General features: G+C 67.4%; 15 protein-coding genes. 5 read left to right on the forward strand and 10 right to left on the reverse strand.

The window, feature by feature from the left end; genetic code table 11:
* Window positions 1-33: 33 nt before the first annotated feature.
* The 8 genes from V7672_RS01140 to V7672_RS01175 all read right to left on the reverse strand — a co-directional run bounded on the left by V7672_RS01140 (window position 34) and on the right by V7672_RS01175 (window position 8,833).
* On the reverse strand, window positions 34-438 hold the full coding sequence (locus tag V7672_RS01140; protein ID WP_335622840.1) for a hypothetical protein: 405 nt from the start codon (window positions 436-438) through the stop codon (window positions 34-36).
* Between the two features lie 90 nt (window positions 439-528).
* Window positions 529-3,009 carry a S9 family peptidase gene (locus V7672_RS01145; protein WP_335622841.1) on the reverse strand — a complete coding sequence of 827 codons (2,481 nt, stop codon included), beginning with the start codon at window positions 3,007-3,009 and terminating at the stop codon, window positions 529-531.
* An 86-nt stretch (window positions 3,010-3,095) separates the two neighbouring features.
* Window positions 3,096-3,641 carry a hypothetical protein gene (locus tag V7672_RS01150; RefSeq protein ID WP_335622842.1) on the reverse strand — a complete coding sequence of 182 codons (546 nt, stop codon included), beginning with the start codon at window positions 3,639-3,641 and terminating at the stop codon, window positions 3,096-3,098.
* 16 nt (window positions 3,642-3,657) lie between these two features.
* Window positions 3,658-5,061, reverse strand: coding sequence for an MBOAT family O-acyltransferase (locus V7672_RS01155; protein ID WP_335622843.1), 1,404 nt, complete (start codon window positions 5,059-5,061; stop codon window positions 3,658-3,660).
* A 3-nt stretch (window positions 5,062-5,064) separates the two neighbouring features.
* On the reverse strand, window positions 5,065-6,354 hold the full coding sequence (locus V7672_RS01160) for a GDSL-type esterase/lipase family protein (protein WP_335622844.1): 1,290 nt from the start codon (window positions 6,352-6,354) through the stop codon (window positions 5,065-5,067).
* Between the two features lie 3 nt (window positions 6,355-6,357).
* A complete protein-coding gene (locus V7672_RS01165) occupies window positions 6,358-7,242 on the reverse strand; it encodes an SGNH/GDSL hydrolase family protein (RefSeq protein WP_335622845.1) in 885 nt (294 codons plus the stop codon).
* 114 nt (window positions 7,243-7,356) lie between these two features.
* Complete coding sequence (locus V7672_RS01170; RefSeq protein ID WP_335622846.1) at window positions 7,357-7,773, reverse strand: DUF2177 family protein; 417 nt, start codon at window positions 7,771-7,773, stop codon at window positions 7,357-7,359.
* Window positions 7,774-7,789: 16 nt separating this feature from the next.
* A complete protein-coding gene (locus tag V7672_RS01175) occupies window positions 7,790-8,833 on the reverse strand; it encodes an SAM-dependent methyltransferase (protein WP_335622847.1) in 1,044 nt (347 codons plus the stop codon).
* A gap of 172 nt (window positions 8,834-9,005) precedes the next feature.
* On the opposite strand from V7672_RS01175, the gene V7672_RS01180 reads away from it, so the two are divergent.
* From V7672_RS01180 to V7672_RS01200, 5 genes are all read left to right on the forward strand, one after another.
* Window positions 9,006-10,382 (forward strand): NAD(P)/FAD-dependent oxidoreductase, encoded by a 1,377-nt coding sequence (locus V7672_RS01180; protein WP_335622848.1) that lies wholly within the window; start codon window positions 9,006-9,008, stop codon window positions 10,380-10,382.
* Complete coding sequence (locus V7672_RS01185) at window positions 10,379-11,164, forward strand: DUF1365 domain-containing protein (protein WP_335622849.1); 786 nt, start codon at window positions 10,379-10,381, stop codon at window positions 11,162-11,164. The genes V7672_RS01180 and V7672_RS01185 overlap by 4 nt, the downstream gene beginning before the upstream one ends.
* Window positions 11,165-11,254: 90 nt before the next feature.
* A complete protein-coding gene (locus V7672_RS01190) occupies window positions 11,255-11,959 on the forward strand; it encodes a CoA transferase subunit A (RefSeq protein ID WP_335622850.1) in 705 nt (234 codons plus the stop codon).
* Between the two features lie 2 nt (window positions 11,960-11,961).
* A complete protein-coding gene (locus V7672_RS01195; protein WP_335622851.1) occupies window positions 11,962-12,621 on the forward strand; it encodes a 3-oxoacid CoA-transferase subunit B in 660 nt (219 codons plus the stop codon).
* Window positions 12,622-12,664: 43 nt separating this feature from the next.
* The gene (locus V7672_RS01200; protein ID WP_335622852.1) at window positions 12,665-13,519 is read left to right on the forward strand and encodes a toxic anion resistance protein; all 855 of its coding nucleotides are present in this window, start codon (window positions 12,665-12,667) and stop codon (window positions 13,517-13,519) included.
* A 12-nt stretch (window positions 13,520-13,531) separates the two neighbouring features.
* Here V7672_RS01200 and V7672_RS01205 read toward each other — a convergent pair whose 3' ends face one another.
* Window positions 13,532-14,182, reverse strand: a complete 651-nt coding sequence (locus tag V7672_RS01205; protein ID WP_335622853.1) for an ABC-type transport auxiliary lipoprotein family protein — start codon at window positions 14,180-14,182, stop codon at window positions 13,532-13,534.
* Window positions 14,179-15,117, reverse strand: coding sequence for an MlaD family protein (locus V7672_RS01210; protein WP_335622854.1), 939 nt, complete (start codon window positions 15,115-15,117; stop codon window positions 14,179-14,181). The genes V7672_RS01205 and V7672_RS01210 overlap by 4 nt, the downstream gene beginning before the upstream one ends.

Below are 15,117 nucleotides of genomic sequence, written 5' to 3' on the forward strand. Positions count from 1 at the left end.
GGTCATCGCCCCGTCCAGCAGGACGGGCTGACCTCAGCGGACCTCCTGGCGATAGGGGTCCGAGCCCTCCCCCGTATAGTACAGGGTGAAGCGCGTATTGGCGGGGATCCGGATCCGTTTGCCGGGCGTCGATCCGTCACCGACATTGCCGACCATGACGTCGTAGCAGCCCGCAGAGACGTCCCAGCTGTAGGACTGGCCGGGGCGGATTTCCACGCCCCCCGGCAGGCGGTTGAGGCCATAGGACGAGGCGTCACAGGTCGAGATCAGGATGGTGTCGAACGGCTGGCTCGGCGACCGGTTCTCGAAGATGAACCGCGCCATGGGTTCCCCCTCGCGGATCAGGTCACCGCCGGTGATCAGCGACATGCAGCCCGACAGCGACAGCGCCCCCACCAGAGCCGCCGCGCTCGCCTTCAGATACGTGTGAACCGTCATTTCAGCCTCCCTGCCGATGAGAGAGGTTGGAATGATCCGCCATCACCGCACACCTGTCGAAAACTGACGGTATGCGGCGCGGAGGACGCTTCAGTCGCGGGGGCCGGCGCTCTTGACGTACTGGTCCAGCCAGCGGGTCATTTCCCACAGGGTGTGGCCGACCGACTCCCGGGCGCGATAGCCGTGGGCCTCCAGCGGCAGCACGACATAGCGAACCGTGGCGCCATGGCCCTTCAGCGCCGCATAGAAGCGCTCGGACTGGACCGGGAAGGTGCCGGAATTGTCGTCCGCCTCGCCGTGGATCAGCAGGATCGGCTCATTGACCTGATCGGCATAGGTGAAGGGCGACATCTCCGTATAGGTGTCGGTCGCCTGCCAGTAGGTGCGCTGCTCCGCCTGGAAGCCGAACGGGGTCAGGGTGCGGTTATAGGCCCCCGAGCGCGCGATGCCGGTCCGGAACAAATCGGTGTGGGCCAGCAGATTGGCCGTCATGAAGGCGCCATAGCTGTGCCCGCCGACGGCGATCCGGTCACGGTCGGCGACCCCCATCTCGACGACCGCATCGATCGCCGCCGAGGCCGAGGCCGACAGCTGTTCGATATAGGTGTCGTTGGGCTCGGCCCCGTCGACCCCGATGATCGGCATGGAGGGGTTGTCGAGGATGGCATAGCCCTGGGTCAGCAGGAACAGGTGGCTGGAGCCGCCCGGCCGCACGAAGCGGTTGGCGGTATCGACCACCTGACCGGCCACGGCGGCGTCGGTGAACTCCGCCGGATAGGCCCACATCAGCATCGGCAGCGGACCGTCGCGGTCCTTGTCGTAGCCCGCCGGTAGATAAAGGGTGCCCGACAGCTGTACGCCGTCGGCGCGCTCATAGGTGATCAGTTGACGGGTCACCCCGGCCAGCTGGGGCGCCGGATCGGGGAAGGCCGTCAGGGCCGTGCGGCTGCCGTCCGACAGGTCGCGCAGCTGGATATTGGCCGGCTCGGTCAGGGTCTCGCGGCGGGTCACCAGCCGTGTACCCCCGGCATCGAGGAAGCCGACGACGGTTTCGTATTCGCCGGGGGCCGAGCGCCACAGCTCGGTCCGCTCGCCGGTCGCCAGGTCCATGCTGGCGACGAACGGATACTCGCCCTCACGCGTCGCCCCCGCCCCCGCCATGATGATGTCCGTGCCATCGGCCGAGAAGCGGATCAGCGACCGCCCCTGCCCGTTCGGCTCGGTCACCGGGAAGCCCGGATCGTTATAGCGATCCTGATAATTGCGATCGATCAGCTTGCGGCCCTCACCCGGGTTCGACGGATCGACGACAAAGCGCATCTCGTGTCGGGTGTTGAACCAGCGGGTGTTGACCAGAGCGACATCCTCGCGGCCCCACTGGATGCCGGCATAACGCTCCGGCAGGTCGATCAGGGTGGTCGGCTGACCATTGAAGGGCGCGTCCAGCATCAGCACCCGGTCCCGGGCGGCGACCTCATTGGCGGGGTCGCCGCCATCCAGGGCCTCGACCCAGACCAGGGTGGCGTCGGCGTCCGCCCGCCATTGCACCGAGCGCGGGCCGGTCGGAACGGCGTCGAACGGCGTCGGCACATTGTCCCGCAGCGGCAGGTCGGCCACCCGGTGGACCGGACGCCCGTTCAGGTCGGTGACCACCACATTGGCGGGGAACAGGCGCGCGGGCACCACATAGCTGAAGGGGCGCTTGGCCACGGTCTGCAGGATGAAGCGGCCGTCCGGCGACAGCGACGCATCCAGGATCACGCCCGGCTGGCCGATCCGTTTCGGGGCTCCGTCCAGAGGCACCAGCATCAGCTGGCTGGTGAAATAGTGCTCGAACAGGGCTTCATCGCCCGGGCTGGACAGCAGGTCCTGATAGGTGCGGACCGGCGCGGCGCGGCCCATGCTCTCTTCGACGATCGGGCCGGACGGCGGACGGGTCACATCGGGGGCCTCGCCCCGCCCCTCGGGGATGGCCCGGACCAGAAGGCCCGAGCTGTCGGGCAGCCAGTCGACGCCGGTGCCGGACGCGGCATTGATCACCGGGGCGGTCAGGCGGCGGGCCTCGCGGCTCTCCACATCGACGACCCACAGGGCCAGGCCCTCGGGCTCATCCATCAGCAAGGCGATGCCGTTTCCGTCCGGCGACCAGCTGGGCGCGGTAAAGCGCGCGCCCTCGGGCAGGGCGACGGCCTCGGCCTCGGCGCCATCCAGTCCCTTGAGGCTCAGCCCCGTCAGCCAGCTGACCCGGCTGTTGGCCGGGCCGGTGTTGCGCGGATTGATGCGATAGCCGCCCAGCCGCAGCATGGGCTCGGCCAGCTCCGCGATCGGCGCCAGATTCGAGCGGTCGAACAGGGCCAGGGTGTCGCGATCCGGGCTCAGGCTGGGCGCCGCGCTGGGCAGGGTGTCGAGGATCTGGGCGATCGGGGCCGGCGGCTGCTGATAGACGACGGGGTCGGTGGCGGCCGTCTGGGCCAGCACGGCCGACGGGGCCAGCGCCGCCAGCGCCATCGCCGGGACCGCGGTCATCACCGCCAGAGCCGAAAGTCCATTCATCCAGTGACGACGCCGCATGTGATCCAACCCGAGAAAGCGCCCCGACTGCAAGGGCCGCGCAAGCTAGGGGGCGGGTATCACAAGGGTCAAGCGCGCGATTTGGCTCAGGCCGGTTCCTGCCCCGGAAAGCGGGCGTCGTGGGCGTCCTGATAGGCATCGCGGATGCCCTGACGCGGGCGGTCGGCGCCTAGTTGCGAGACCTGGGCCATCCAGACGTCCGCCACCTGCTGCACCGTGACGGTGAACCAGTTGGGCGCCTGCTGACGCGCCCAGTTCTGGATCGAGGCGCCGTTGAAGACGAGCATCAGGACCGCCACGATCACGATCACCCGGCTGGTCCAGCGGCGATCGCGGGCGGCCAGGGTCTCTTCGTCGGCGGGCGGCGGCGGCGGAAAGGCCATCCGCCCCAGCACCTTCAGACGGCTGGGCCGCTTCGTCTCCAGCGGCAGGTCGTGGGCATCGGCGCGGGCGTTCCAGTCGCTGGGCGGATCCACCGGGTCCACCGGCGACTCGGCCGCCGCCTCGAGGGGGGGCACGACCTCCTGTCCGACCGGCGGAAAGCGCGAGGGTGGCGGCTCCGGGAAATCCGTGGGGAACGGATCAATCGGATCCCCGTGGGTGTCGGTGGGGTCATCGGGATGATCGGCCATGGTGCTCTACCCTCCCCTAGAACTGGAAATAGATGAAGGGGGCCACGCCGTCCGGGCGCATGGCCTCGACCAGCAGGAAGGCTGCCCCGACCAGCAGGCCCAGCGTCAGCGACGGTGCCGCCTTGAGCCTCAGCGCCAGGCCCTCGGCCGCGCGCGGCGGCAGCCAGTGCATGCCCAGACCGATGACGATCAGCCCCAGCATGAAGGGCGTGGTGAGCGCCAGCGGTCCCATCCTGCCCAGCCCCTGCAGCATGGCCATGGCCAGGTCGAAGGTCTCGGCCCGGAACAGGATCCAGCCCAGGCAGACGATGTGGAAGGTGATCAGCACGCCGACCACCGTCGGGATCACCTTGCGGTCGCCGAACGCCGCGCGGCCCAGTCGCTCGATCACCTGCACACCGCCGTGCAGCGCACCCCAGGCGACGAAGGTCCAGGCCGCCCCGTGCCACAGCCCCCCCAGCAGCATGGTGATCATGACATTGATGCTGGACGAGACGAGCCCCTTCTTGCCGCCCCCCAGCGGCACATACAGATAATCCCGCAGCCAGCTGGACAGGCTGATGTGCCAGCGTCGCCAGAACTGCTGCATCGAGGCGGCGCGGTACGGCTGGTCAAAGTTGCGCGGGAAGGAATAGCCGAGAAGCAGGGCGATCCCGATGGCCATGTCGGAATAGGCCGAGAAGTCGCAATAGATCTGGACCGCATAGCCATAGACCGCCGCAGCGATGTCGAGCGAGCCATAGGCCGACGGGTCAAAGAAGACGGGGTCGACCAGATTGACCGCCAGCTCCGAGGCGATGATCGTCTTCTTGAACAGGCCCCAGACGATCAGCAACATGCCCAGCGTGGCCGCCTCCCGTGTCAGGCGGGGCGCCTTGGCGAACTGGGGCAGCAGGTCCGAGGCGCGCACGATCGGCCCGGCCACCAGATGCGGAAAGAAGCTCATCAGCAGCATGACGTCGAGCAGGCTGTTGGCCGGCTCCGTCTTTCGCCGGTGCACATCCACGACATAGCTGATGCCCTGGAAGGTGAAGAAGCTGATCCCGACCGGCAGCACCACCTGCAACAGGGGCAGGTCCCGCTCCCAGCCGACCTGGGTCAGCAGGGCCGCCATCTGCTCGATGAAGAAGCCGTAGTATTTGAAGAAGCCGAGGATCAGCAGATTGACCAGCACGCCCAGCGCCACCAGCCACTTCCGCTGTGTGGCATTGTCATTGCGGGCGATCAGGGCCGCGACGCCCCAGTTCAGCACCGCCGACAGGATCAGCAGGCCGACGAACCGCCAGTCCCACTGGGCATAGAAAAACCAGCTGGCCAGCAGCAGGAACACCTTGCGGCGGCCGTTCTCACGGTCCAGCGACCACGAGGTGAAATAGACGAACAGGAAGAAGACGCCGAAGGCGAGCGTCGGAAACAGCATTGATCAGTCTCCGCCCGTCCGGCCGGCACGCCAGCCGTCGTAGGTGGACATCAGATCGTCCGCGAGGATGTCGCCGATCCACTCGGCGCCGGTCGCGGTGAAATGCACCCGGTCACCGCGCATCAGCGGCTCGCCCATACCTGCCAGTCGATCCGCCGAACATGCCCCGCCCATACGCCCGTACCAGTCCCAGAATGCCACACCCAAGTCTTCGGACACCCGGCGTTGCACATCCCGGACCAGCGCGAGGGCGGGCGGCGTCTGCCATTCGCCCTCGCTGCCACAGCTTTGTGACCAGCGTTGCGGACCGGCACCCGGCTGACCGCGGCGCAGCCCGTCCGGGGCGCCGATGATCATCACGGCGGCCTCGGGCGCCACCTGCCGCAGCCGTGCGATCCGGGCTCGCAGCGCCTGCTCATAGGCCAGCGGATCAAAGTGGTCGTCGAAACCCTCGTTGGTGCCATAGGCCAGCAGGATCAGGTCGGGCGGATCGGCGCGCAGCTGGGCCTCGACCGTCGCGGCATCGCGGCCTTCCATATCCATCAGCGTCGACCCGACGACCCCGAGATTGGACAGGCTGAGACCTCCCTCCCCCCACAGCCGGACATCGTCCAGCACCACCGGGGCGTCCACGGCCACCAGCGTCAGGCCGGCCTCTCCGGGCGACAGGGCGACCTCGGCACACAGGGGTCCGGCGGTCTCGCGGCGAAAGGCGATGGCCTGCGGCAGGCCGATCTCGGGCACGATCTGCAATGTGCCCCGGTCCGGCCCTGCCTGACCGCAGACACCGAGCGTCGTCAGGGGCACGCCCGGATCGGGGATCAGGGACAGGTGCTCGCCGACCTCCAGCCGCCCCTGCCCGCCGGCCAGCCCCATGGGCACCCGCGTGCCGCCTGCAATCAGCGGGGCCGGCAGATAGCGGCCGCCGGTCGCCGAGACGCTCACCTGACGCGGGGCATAGCCGGCATAGGGCAGTCCGGGCGGCAGGATGCCTCGCCCGCCGCGTCCGAAGCGGGCCTGCATGCGGCTGCGGACCTGACCGCTGATCTGGTCACCCGCCGTATGACTGTCGCCGATCTGCAGGATGTGGAGGCGACCCGCGCCCGTGCCGTCGGCGGCCTCCAGCTTCAGGAATGCGGGCGTCAGGAACTCGGATCCACAGATCGGCCCGCCACAGACCGTGTCCCCCGGAGCAGGCCGCTCGACCGGCAGATAGGGGGTCTGGGCGCGACAGGCCGACAGGCCCACCGTCACGGACAGGATCACAGCTGCCGTAGCGGCCCGGATCAGCATGGATCAGGGCGTCGCCGTAACGGCCTCGGCCTCTGCCACGCCCAGATCGGCCTTCAGCCGGTCGGCGACGGGATCGGCCATGCGCAGATAACCGCTCATGCTCATGTGAATGCCGTCTCCGGCGCGCATCAACCGGCGGCGACCGTCCTCATCGCTCAGATAGGCCTCATAGCCGCCCGCCTCGTTCGAGGTCAGGGCGACGGTGTCGAAATAGGGCACCCCCAGCGCCGTCATGCGCGCCTCGACAACGGCGTTGATGATCGTCATCCGCCCGTCAAAGCCGCTGCTCTTCATGCGGGGCAGACCGACCCAATAGACCTCGGCCCCGCGCGACCGCATCAGCGCGACCAGATTGTCGACCCGCTGGGCATAGGCGGCCTTCCAGCCCTCACTGCCAAACGGATGGATCTGACCGTCGATGACGATGGCCTGGGCATCATTGGTGCCGAACAGGACGATGGCGACGTCGACCGGGCGCTCGGCCAGCTGGCGCGTGCTCTTGGCCTGGATGTCGACATAGTCATAGCGGCTGAGGCCGGTCGAGACCTCGCTGAACTTGACCACATCGACGCCGTCCAGATCGCCCAGATCGCGATACAGGGCGGCCCACAGGCCATCTGCCATGGAGTCGCCGAACACGCCGATGGTCAGACTGCCGTCGGCGTAGCGGGCCTTGAGCGAGCTGGTGGGGACCACCGGAGCCTCGACCTCGACCGGCGTGTCGACAGCAGCGGTTTCGGAGGCGGTGGCGGTGGCGGACGCATTCGCCTGCCCCCCGAACATGAGGGTCGGATGGCTCAGCCACGCGCGGCCGTCAGGCGTCAGCAGCAGCCCTGCCAGAACCCCGACCACAAAGGCCACCGTCAACGCATTGATGCCAGCGCGCACGCCGTCCCCCGACGAATACAGCGACCCAACCCCGGGCCTCGCCGACAGATTAACCGATCCCGTGGCTCAGAACAGGGCTTGCGCGCCTGTGGCGAACAACAGGGTTAAAATGCATCAGCCGCCGACGCGGCTCTCGGCCCAGCGCGCCGCCAGGTAGCCGATGCTTGAGGCGGAGAGGGTCAGGACCGTGCCCCATGCCAGATCGATCAGGGTCAGCCGACTGGACCAGACATTCAGCGTCGCCTGATTGGTCAGGTCATAGGTGGCATAGGCAACAAAGCCCAGCACCGCGCCGTTCAAAGCGGCCCGCCCCAGCCCACCGTCCCGCAGCGCCGGAGAAATCGCGAAAAACACGATGCCGCCGATGTAGATCAGATAGAAGGCCACCGCCGCCTTCATGTCCGGCTTGTCCGCCAGGATCGGGCCCAGGATCGGCTTGTAGAAGCGGTTGGTCATGGTGGTCAGCCACACGGCGTCGATCGCCGCGAACGCCAGACCCGCGCCCAGATAACCGGCCATATATTTCAACATGGTGCTCTCCCCTTCCTCAGCCCGCCACGGGCTTGAGACGATAGTGGCTGACCGCCCAGGTGCGGCCTCCGTCATTTCCGAACAGGCCTGCGGTCGCCAGATAGAAGCGCCGCCAGCGTCGCGTCCACAGACGCGCATCCTCGCCATAGGTTTCGGCCATCAGCTCAGCCACGCGGTCGGCGTTCTGGTCCATATTGGCCAGCCAGTGCCGCGCCGTGCGGGCGTAGTGCTCGCCGTTCCAGGTCCATTCGCTCTCGACCTCGAACAGGTCCGGAAACTGGCGGATCAGGCCCCGGCTGGGCATCACCCCGCCGGTGAAGAAATGCTGGGCGATGAAGTCCCCACTGTCGGTGTGGTCAAACCGGTAGGGCGCGTCGCGGTGGGTAAAGATGTGAATGAACATCCGCCCGTCCGGCTTCAGCCAGCCCCGCGCCCGGGTCAGCAGCGCCCGCCAGTTGGCCATATGCTCGAACATCTCGACCGAGACGATGCGGTCGACCCGTCCTGCCAGATCGGCGGGAGCCTCGAAATCATTCATGTCGCAGGTGATGACGGTCAGATTGCCCAGCCCGCGCTCGCGCGCCTGCGCCTCGATGTGACCCCGCTGGCCGTGGCTGTTCGACACCGCCACGATCCGCGCCTTCGGATACTGCTCCGCCATCCACAGGCTGAGTGAGCCCCAGCCACAGCCCAGTTCCAGAATGGTCTGTCCGTCCGCCAGTCCGGCGTGCTCGCAGGTCTCTGTCAGCGCCGCGACCTCGGCCTCGTCCAGCGTTTCATTCCCCGTCGGGTAGAGACAGCAGGAGTATTTCAGCCGCGCCCCGAGACAGATCTCGAAGAACTCCGGCGGCAGCTCATAATGCTGGTCATTGGCCGCGTCCGTATGCTCGGCAATCGGTCGCTCGGCCATCGACCGGGCAAAGGCACCCTCGTCGTGCGGCGCCTCGCGATCCAGCCGCTTGCGCGCCTCCGACACCAGACTGTCGATGGCCCAGCGGGTCACCGGATCGGGAAAGGGCGCATCCTGAAGCTGGCGGATGGCGGCGGTCGCTGGATTCATGAAAGGCCCCGGTCCTATGGCTAAGCTGGCAACCAAACGTTGTTCCGGGCGTAAAGGCTCCGCCCGGATGTGTCCGGTTTTCGACATTTACGACCCCAACCGGAGCCTGGATGACTCATCCGACCTGTCCCCCGTCGCGTAACTGCCTCAAAGACGGCTTCAGGGAGAGAACATGAGCCCGCATCTGGTGAATTCCGACCCCGGTTCGACACAGCCCGTCCCCGGTCGGAGGATCGCGGTCGTGGGCTCGGGGATCTCGGGCCTCTCCGCCGCATGGTTGCTGTCGAAACAGCATCAGGTGACCCTGTATGAGGCTGAAAACCGGATCGGTGGCCACACCAATACGGTCACGGTTGAGGAGGACGGTCACATTACCGCCGTCGACACCGGCTTCATCGTTTATAACGAGACCAACTATCCCAATCTGAAGGCCCTGTTCGAGCATCTGTCCGTGCCGACGCAGCCGGCCTACATGTCGTTTGCCGTGTCGATCGACGATGGCGCGCTGGAGTATTCCAGCCACGGGATCGGCGCCCTGTTCGCCCAGAAGCGCAACTACGCGAGCCCCAAATTCTGGCGCATGATCGGCGACCTGCTGCGCTTCCAGAAACAGGCGCCCCGCGATCTCCCCGAACTGGAGCGGACGGGCGAGACACTGGACGCCTATCTGACCCGGTCAGGCTATGGCCCCCTGTTCCGTGACGCCCACCTGTTGCCCCAGGCGGCGGCCATCTGGTCGTGCACGCTCAACCAGATGACCGACTATCCGGCCGCGGCCTTCGTCCGGTTCTACATGAACCACAATCTGCTGAAGTATGACGTCCGTCCCACCTGGCGGACGGTGACCGGCGGATCACGCGAGTACGTCAGCCGGCTGCTGGCCGAGTTCCAGGGCGAAGTCGTCACCAATGCGGGCATCAAGAGCGTCGTCCGCGGTCGCGACGGCGCCGCCCTGCGCTTTGACGACGGGCGGTTCGAGCGGTTCGACGCCGTGGTGCTGGCCACCCACTCGGATCAGGCCCTGGCCCTGCTGGAGGCCCCCTCGGCTGAAGAGCGCCGCCTGCTGGGCGCTATCGGTTACCGGCCCAACCGCGCGGTCCTGCATCGCGACACGGCCCTGATGCCGAAGCGGCGCAAGGCCTGGGCCGCCTGGACCCACGTCGGCTACTCCGCCCGCGCCGGCGAGGGCGGCGTGACCTACTGGATGAACGAGCTTCAGAGCCTGAAGGGCCCGCCCCTCTTCGTCAGCCTGAACCCCGCGCTGGAGCCCGCCGCCGACACCATCCTCGGCGAGTGGGACTATGAGCACCCCGTCTTCAACGGTGCCGCGCTGGCGGCCCAGAAGGCGCTGTGGAGTCTACAGGGGCAGCGCAATGTCTGGTTCTGTGGCGCCTGGTTCGGCTCGGGCTTCCACGAGGACGGCATCCAGTCGGGCCTGGCCGTGGCCGAACAACTGGGCGGCCTGCGTCGGCCCTGGTCGGTCGAGAACGAGAGCGGACGCATCCATGTCGGGCCCCCGCCGGCCTCCGCTCTGGAAAGGGCCGCGTGACGACACCGCCTGCCTTCGGTCTCTATGTGGGCGAAGTCACCCACCGGCGGGTGCGCCCCTTCCACCACCGGCTGCGCTATCGCGTCTATATGCTGCTGCTTGACCTCGACGGGGCCGAGGACCGGCTGGCGGGGCTGAAATGGCTGCGACGCGGGCGGTGGGGGCTGATGCGCTGGAGCGCGGGCGACTACGGCCGCAAGGGCGATGCCCGTCCACTGCGCGACCAGATCGAGGACCAGCTGTCCGGCGCGGGCATCACCCTGGACGGCGGCCCGATCCGGCTGCTGACCATGCCGCGCATCCTCGGCTACGGCTTCAATCCGCTCAGCGTCTATTTCTGCTACCGGCCAGACGGCGCGCTGGCCGCGCTGGTCTATGAAGTGTCCAACACCTTTGGCGAGCGACACAGCTATCTGATCGCGAGGCCCGAGGGCGAGCTCGGCGACCGCCGGCAGACCGCGCCCAAACGCTTCTTCGTCAGCCCCTTCATGGACATGGGCATGACCTATGACTTCATCGTGCGCCCGCCGGGGCAGGATCTGTCCGTCACCGTAGCCGTGCGGCGCCGCGATGAGCCGATCCTGACTGCGACCTTTGCCGGCCGTCACCGCCCGCTCGACGACCGCAATCTGGCGCGGGCCTTCTGGTCCCATCCGCTGCTGACGTGGAAGGTGATCGCCGCCATCCACTGGGAAGCGATCAAGCTGATGCTAAAGGGCGCGCGCTATCGCGTACGGGGCCGTCCCCCGGCCAATCCGGTCAGCCACGGCGAGGCACTATGACACCCTCCGGGGTTGCCCCTCGCGGCCGCTCACACTAGAGACCGAACAGACACGCCCAATTTCATCAGGCGATGAAAATAAGAGGAAGCGATGAGGAAACTCTACTCCCACGCCAAGAGCGCTCTGGAAGGCCTGACCTTTGACGGCATGACCGTCATGGCCGGCGGCTTTGGCCTGTGCGGCATCCCCGAACACCTGATCGCTGCCCTGCGCGACAGCGGCACCAAGGGCATGACCGTCATCTCCAACAATGCCGGTGTGGATGGCTTCGGCCTCGGTCAGCTGCTCGAAACCCGCCAGATCAAGAAGATGATCTCGTCCTACGTCGGCGAGAACAAGGAGTTCGAGCGTCAGTACCTGGCCGGTGAGCTGGAACTGGAGTTCAACCCGCAGGGCACCCTGGCCGAGCGCATCCGCGCCGGCGGCGCGGGCATCCCCGCCTTCTTCGTCAAGACCGGCGTCGGCACCCTGGTGGCCGAGGGCAAGGAAGAGCGCGAGTTCAACGGCGAGCGCTACATCATGGAAAAGGGCCTGGTCGCCGACCTGTCGATCGTCAAGGCCTGGAAGGCCGACGGCCGCGGCAATCTCCAGTTCCGCAAGACCGCCCGCAACTTCAACCCGATGATGGCCACGGCCGGCAAGGTCACCGTCGTCGAGGTCGAGCACGTCGTGCCCACCGGCACCCTCGACCCCGATCAGATCCACACCCCCGGCATCTATGTCGACCGCATCATCCTGACCGTGCCCGAGAAGCGCATCGAGCAACGCACCGTGCGTCAGAGAGAGGGAGCCTGAACATGAGCCGCACCCGCGAACAACTGGCCGCCCGCGCCGCCCGCGAACTGCAGGACGGCTTTTACGTGAACCTCGGCATCGGCATTCCGACCCTGGTCGCCAACTACATCCCGCACGGGATGGAGGTGACCCTTCAGTCCGAAAACGGCATGCTGGGCATGGGCCCCTTCCCCTATGAGGACGAGGTCGACCCCGACCTGATCAACGCCGGCAAACAGACCATTTCGGAAATCCCCGAGACCAGCTATTTCAGCTCGGCCGACAGCTTCGCCATGATCCGGGGCGGTCACATCAACCTGTCGATCCTCGGCGCGATGGAAGTGGCCGAGAACGGCGACATCGCCAACTGGATGATCCCGGGCAAGCTGGTGAAGGGCATGGGCGGCGCCATGGACCTGGTTGCCGGCGTCAAACGCGTGGTCGTGGTCATGGATCACGCCAACAAGCACGGCCAGTCCAAGGTGCTGAAAGCCTGCACCCTGCCCCTGACCGGCACGGGCGTGGTCAGCCGCATCATCACCGATCTGGCGGTGTTCGACGTCAAGCCGGACGGCACGGGGCTGGAGCTGATCGAACTGGCCGACGGAGTGACGCTGGAGGACGTGGCGGCAAAGACCGAGGCGACCTACACAATTTCCGAAAACCTCAAGTCGCTGGCATAGTGCCCTCAATCGGCCGGAACAGGCCGAAGTGGAGGGTGATGTGATGGCGGATGGCAGCGGGCGCAATTTCGGTATTCCGGAGCCCGACCCGGATCGCGTGCAGGCCATGCAGGCTGAGGTTCAGGCGGATGCCGCAGCCTATGGCGAGCGCTCGCGCCAGTCTGTGCGCGATTGTCTGGACCGGGTGCTGGCCGAAGCCCGCACCGGCGACCTGACCGAGGCGAGCGCCCGGATCGACCATCTGATCGCCTGTATCGAGGGTCTCCGCCCGCGCGAGCTTGAGCCCCGGCGCGGGCTGGCCGGCCTGTTCGACAGCCGCAAGGGTCGCCTCAAGCGGTTCCGCGCTGCGTTCCAGGCCGCCGGCCGTACGGTCAAGGACACGCTGGCCGAGATCGACGAACGTCTGAAGGGCGTCGAGACCCGTGGCGCGTCACTTGACGGAGCACTCGATGCCCTGCGCGAAGGGGTGCGCGAGATTCACGGTCATGTCCGGGTCGGGCTGGCCGCACTGACGCCGCCACCGGTCGCCGCAGAGGGCGAGGATACGCCCGCCGATCCCCATCAGGCCCTGCGCGGGCGGATCGACGATCTGGACAGCCACCGGGCCTCGGGCCTGGCCGCCCTGCCCTGCGCACGCGCCATCCAGAATGCCGACGCCTGGGCTGCGGACGCCATCCGCCGCGCCGCACCGGCCCTCAACGCCTGGCAGGAAGACTGGACCGCGCGCCTCGGCCTCGACCGCAAACGCCCGCGCAAGGTACGCCCGGACCTTTCGGAACTGGAGGCCCTGCGCGACAGGCTGCTGGCCACGCTCAACCGCATCAAGGGTGATGTCGCCCAGGCCCAGGACCGCCGCAAGGCCCAGGTGGCCCGGCTGGAAGCCCTGCGGAACGGCTGACGTCGAAACGGATCAGTCCGCGCCGGCCGCGCGGGCAGCATTGGCCCCGACCCAGGCGACGATCTGCCGGTTCAGATCCTGCGTCGCCGCATCATAGGCGGAGACAATAGCGCCCACCCGGTTGTCGCCTGCAGGCTGGCTGACCGAAAAAACCTGCTCCGAAACGACCGTCCGCTCCGGCATCGCCAGTACGCGGGCTCGCGCCGAAATGACGACTGTCGGCGCCGCACCGGGCGTCGCATAGCGCGTCTCGAAGGTGGTGATATCGACGTCCAGACCGGCATCGACCCGGGTCAGCTCACGCCCCCCGATCAGCCGCACCCCGGAGCGTTCCGAGGAGAACGCCATCTCGAGACTCTGGGCATACAGCTCCTCGGCATCGGCCACCCAGCGCGCCCCGGCGAGATAGGCGGCCTCATTGCCGGTCACGGCCAGAATGCGCTGCCCGGAGACGGAGTCGGGGAACTCGATCCGGCGCAGCGAGACCTGCACCGTCTCCATGCTGCGCTCGCCGACATAGCCGCCGTCCAGAGGCCCGAAGCGATACAGCTGCACGGGATCCGGCGTCGACAGCAGGGCACAGCCCCCCATGGCCAGCGCCAGTGCCGCGCCCACCCCCGGGCCGGTCAGGCGACGCAGGGACGACATCGATACGGGGATCATGGCTGAACCTCCAGTTCCTGGGACGGGGGCCGCGAGATGAAATCGCGGGGGCTGCTGCGGACGTCGTCGACGAGACTCTCGAGCGAGCGGGTCGCGTCATCCAGCCCGCGGATCGCCTCCTCCAGCTGTGGCAGGCCACTGGAGGCAAAGTCGTTCACCGGACCTTCCAGGTTCCCGATCAGACGATTGGCGGACTCGGCCGCCTCGACGGCCTGCTCGGCAGCCCGGTTCATATTGTTCACCGCTTCCTGCCCGTCCGTCTCGACCAGTCGTCGGGCGGACTCACCCAGCGCCTGATATTCGGCCATGGCGGCATTGGCGCGGACCAGCGCCTGTTCCAGCTCGGCGAACATGCCCTTGCGGGCCTCAAGCTCGGTGCTCAGCGCCTCGATGTTGCGGACGCTGACCGAGAAGGAGCGGATATTCTCGTCCGACAGCACCCGGTTGATGCGGTTCAGGGCGTCCACCGTCTGGGCCAGCACCGTGCCGGACCCCGACAGGAGCTCCGCGATCGGGCTGGGCTGGCTCTGGATCACCGGCACGACATTGTTCGGATACTGGGTCTTCAGCAGCGCGCTGCCCTCGGTCCCCGCGGTGATCTGGATGTAGTTCAGACCGGTAATGCCCTGCGGCTCCAGCTGGGCGCGCGAGGTCACCCGCACCGGCGTGGTGGCATCGATGCGGATGCGGGCCACGACCTGGTCGCCCTTTTCCTGGTCGAGGCGCAGATCGGTCACCAGGCCGACGCGGATGCCATTGAAGTGCACCTCGCCCCCCTCGGACAGCCCGCGCACGGGTCCATAGAAGACGATGTCATAGACGTCGTACTCCTCGTTGAACGACAGGCGTGCCAGCCAGATCGAGAAGATGATCAGGGCCACCGCCAGGGCGACCGTGGCGATCCCGACTGCTGCGTAATGGGCGTCTCTTTCCAT

It is taken from the genome of Brevundimonas sp., from assembly GCF_036963785.1.
Lineage (GTDB): Bacteria > Pseudomonadota > Alphaproteobacteria > Caulobacterales > Caulobacteraceae > Brevundimonas.